The sequence below is a fragment of the Streptomyces sp. NPDC059398 genome (assembly GCF_042751845.1).
Classification (GTDB): domain Bacteria; phylum Actinomycetota; class Actinomycetes; order Streptomycetales; family Streptomycetaceae; genus Streptomyces.
This window is the reverse complement of record NZ_JBHYWP010000083.1, coordinates 35,492-39,054: the sequence shown is the minus strand read 5'-3', so window position 1 is coordinate 39,054 and position 3,563 is coordinate 35,492. Positions and strand designations below refer to the sequence as shown.

At 69.5% G+C, this 3,563-nt stretch carries 3 protein-coding genes; all 3 read right to left on the bottom strand.

The features are described from left to right. Nucleotides 1-134 precede the first annotated feature (134 nt). From ACFXBC_RS25795 to ACFXBC_RS25785, 3 genes are read right to left on the bottom strand one after another with little or no spacing between them, the layout of a single operon-like run. On the bottom strand, nucleotides 135-1,649 hold the full coding sequence (locus ACFXBC_RS25795; RefSeq protein ID WP_385029017.1) for a glycoside hydrolase family 3 protein: 1,515 nt from the start codon (nucleotides 1,647-1,649) through the stop codon (nucleotides 135-137). A 9-nt stretch (nucleotides 1,650-1,658) separates the two neighbouring features. Next, the gene (locus tag ACFXBC_RS25790; protein WP_385029014.1) at nucleotides 1,659-2,489 is read right to left on the bottom strand and encodes a carbohydrate ABC transporter permease; all 831 of its coding nucleotides are present in this window, start codon (nucleotides 2,487-2,489) and stop codon (nucleotides 1,659-1,661) included. Beyond that, nucleotides 2,486-3,472 (bottom strand): carbohydrate ABC transporter permease, encoded by a 987-nt coding sequence (locus ACFXBC_RS25785; protein WP_385029024.1) that lies wholly within the window; start codon nucleotides 3,470-3,472, stop codon nucleotides 2,486-2,488. Before ACFXBC_RS25785 ends, ACFXBC_RS25790 begins: the two co-directional genes overlap by 4 nt. Between the last annotated feature and the right edge of the window lie 91 nt (nucleotides 3,473-3,563).

Sequence of the window (3,563 nt, the reverse complement as noted above, 5' to 3'; positions counted from 1 at the left end):
GCCGGCGTGGGGGCGCGGTGCGAGCTCGCCACCACACCCCCTCTCCCCAACACCCCCCACCCCTCCCACCCCAGCGCCCGGGCCGCGCCCCCCGGCCCCCCCCCCCCCTGATAATGGCTGTCGCACCGGCCGCTCTACCGCCCGGTGGCGCCCGTGATGAACTCGGCCGCCGCGCGGCCGCAGACCCGGGCCGCTCCATGGGTCGTCAGATACAGCGCCCCGCGCGGCGCGGCGCGCGGGACCCCCATCTCGACCACGACGGTGCCGGGACGGGCCGTGAGCAGCGCGTCCACGGCCTGGGTCATCCACGGGTGCCGGTGCGCGTCGCGGACGACCGCGACGATCGTGCGCTCCCCCGCCGCCGCGAGCACATCGGCAGCTGCGCTGTCCGCGCCGTATCTGCCGGTCCCGGTGCCGGGCAGCAGCGCGGTCAGCTCGGCGGCGATACCCCATGGGGTCTCGTCCCCGACCGCGATGTTCGCCCCGGGTGTGAAGACGGCGACATACGGGGCGGTGGTCAGTGGCGGGTGGTCCTGCGGGGTGGCCCGGAGCGCCCTGCGGGCAGCGACCAGCCCGATATCGGTACCGGGCGCGGTCCCCTCCTGCGATGCCGCGCCCGGCTCCGAAGCCCCCCTGGCCCGGTGAGTCCACGCCGCGAGCGCCCGTACCCGCGCGGCGGCGTCCGCCAGCCGCTCTTCGGGCAGTTCGCCCGCCCGTACCGCCGCCACCAGGGCATCGCGCAGCCGCAGTACGGTGCCCTCGTCCGAGAGGCCGCCGCCGACACAGATGGCGTCGGCACCCGCCGCGATGGCGAGGACGGTGCCGCGTTCGATGCCGTACGTCGATGCGATGGCGCGCATCTCGATACCGTCGGTGACGATCAGCCCCTCGTAACCGAGCTCCTGGCGCAGCAGCCCGGTGAGGATCTGCGGGCTCAGCGTCGCCGGCCGTTCGCGGTCGAGCGCCGGAAGCAGGATGTGCGCGCTCATGACCGACTTCGCCCCCGCCGCGATGGCGGCCCGGAAAGGCGCCAGCTCACGGGCGTTCAGCGTGTCCAGGTCCACATCGATCCGCGGCATCGCGTGGTGCGAGTCGACGGCGGTGTCGCCGTGGCCGGGGAAGTGCTTGGTGCAGGCCGCGACCCCGGCGGACTGGAGCCCCTCGACGTACGCGGCGGTGTGCCGGGCCACCAGTGCGGTGTCGGAGCCGAAGGACCGTACACCGATGACCGGGTTGTCCGGATTGGAGTTGACGTCGGCGGACGGGGACCAGTTGTGGTTGACCCCGCACTCGGCCAGACGCCGGCCCAGCTCACGGGCGACGGCCCTGGTGAGGTCCGGGTCGTCGACAGCGCCGAGCGCGAGGTTGCCGGGGAAGGAGGATCCGGTGCGTACTTCGAGGCGGGTGACATCGCCGCCCTCCTCGTCGATCGCGACGAGGATGTCGTCCCGCTCGGACCGCAGCCGGGCGGTGAGGGCGGCGATCTGCGGGGCGCTGGTGACGTTGCGGCCGAACAGCGCGACGGACGCCAGCCCTTCGCCGACCTTGCGCAGCACCCAGTCGGGGGCCGTGGTGCCGGCGAATCCGGGCTGGAGTACGGCGAGCGCGTCGCGGGTGAGCTGGTCCGTGCCCGTGGTGATGGTGGTCATGGAGCGCCGTTATCCCTTCACTGCACCGGAGGTGAGACCGCTGACGGCCTTGCGCTGCAAGTAGACGAAGAGGATCAGGATCGGAACGGCGAAGAGCGAGGAGGCCGCCATGGTCGCGCCCCAGTCGTCGCCGAACGCCGTCTGGAACTGCGAGAGCCACAGCGGAAGTGTCTGCGACCCGATGTCCTTGTTGAGGACGAGCACCAGCGGGAACTCGTTCCACGCGGTGATGAAGCCGAAGAGCGAGGTGGCCATCAGTCCGGGGCCGAGCAGCGGGAGGATCACCTTCATGAAGGCCTGGGCCCGGGTGCAGCCGTCGACCATGGCGGACTCCTCCAGCTCCTTGGGCACCGCGGCAACATAGCCCCGCAGGGTGAGGATCGTGAAGGGCAGCACCATGATCATGTAGAAGGCGGTGAGCGGGACCAGGCTGTCCAGCATGTCCGCGTCGCGTACCAGCATGTAGATCGCGATGACCATGACCTCCCAGGGCGCCATCTGCGCCACCATGAAGGTCAGCAGCACCCCGCGCTTGCCCTTGAAGCGCATCCGCGCCATCGCGAACGAGGCGAGCAGTGCGATCACCAGCGACGAGAACACCGAGATGACGGTGACCAGTACGGAGTTGCGGACCAGCGTCCAGAAGTGGTCCGCGCCGACGGCCCTGCTGAAGTGCGAGAAGGTGAAGTCCGTCGGGAACCACACGGGGGTGTCGGTGATGATGTCGCCGGTCGGCTTGAAGGCCGTGCTGAACATCCAGTAGACGGGGAAGGCGAAGCCTATGAAGAGGATGATCGCCGTTGCGTTGGGCCAGAACCGGCCGAACAGTGAGCGCCTCACAGCTCGTCCTCCTCTTGCTTCAGTACGGTGCGAAGGTAGTACGCGGTCAGCGCGAGCAGCACGATGATCGTCAGGAACGAGATCGCCGCGCCCATGCCGAAGTGCTGGTTGCCGACGCCCTCGACGAAGGCGTACACGGGCAGGGTCTCGGTGAGCCGGTCGGGGCCGCCGCCGTTGATCGCGAAGAGCTGGGCGAAGGACTTGAAGACCCAGATGACTTCGAGGAACGTGGTGGCCAGCAGGAACGGCTTGAGGAAGGGGAACGTCACCGAGGTGAAGCTCTTCCAGGTCCCGGCGCCGTCGAGCGACGCGGCCTCGTACAGCTCCTTCGGGATGGTCGTCGAGGCGGCGTAGAGGTTGATCGCCACGAAGGGGATCGACATCCAGACGATCAGCAGGGTCACCAGCGAGAAGGTGGAGAACTGGCTGCCGGTCCAGTTGAAGTCGGCCATCGAGTGCCAGCCGAGGGTGTCGAGCACGTAGTTGACGACACCGAAGCGCTGGGCGAACAGCCACTGGAAGACGGTGGTCGCCGCGATGATCGGCATGGCCCAGGCGAGCACCAGGCCGAGCATCAGCAGCAGACGCATCTTCTTGCCGAGGCGGGCGAGCAGCAGACCGATGAGCGTGCCGAAGACCATGATCAGCACGACGTTCGCCGCGGTGAAGAAGATCGACCGCTCGACGACCTTCCAGAAGTCCGAGCCGCCCAGGACCTCCTGGTAGTTGGAGAAGCCGTTCCACTCGGTGAGGTGGAGGATCAGCTGGCGCGGGTTGAGGTTCTGGAACGACAGCATGCCGTTCTTGACCAGCGGGTACCCGAGCAGCACCGCGGTGGCGAGCAGTGCGGGCAGCAGGAGCAGATAGGGGCCCGTGCTCCCGGCTCGTCTCCTGGGCGCCGCCGCCGGGCCGCCGGGGGGCGCGTCTTCCTTTCGGAGGCCGGCCTTGGGGACCGAGTCCGCTTGTTCGGTCTGCACTGACATGCTCGCCATCTCTTCTTGAGCCGTACGGTCGAGATCCATGCGGGGACGCCGGGGGGCGGTGGCCAGCCCCCCGGCGCCTGCGGTCAGGTCT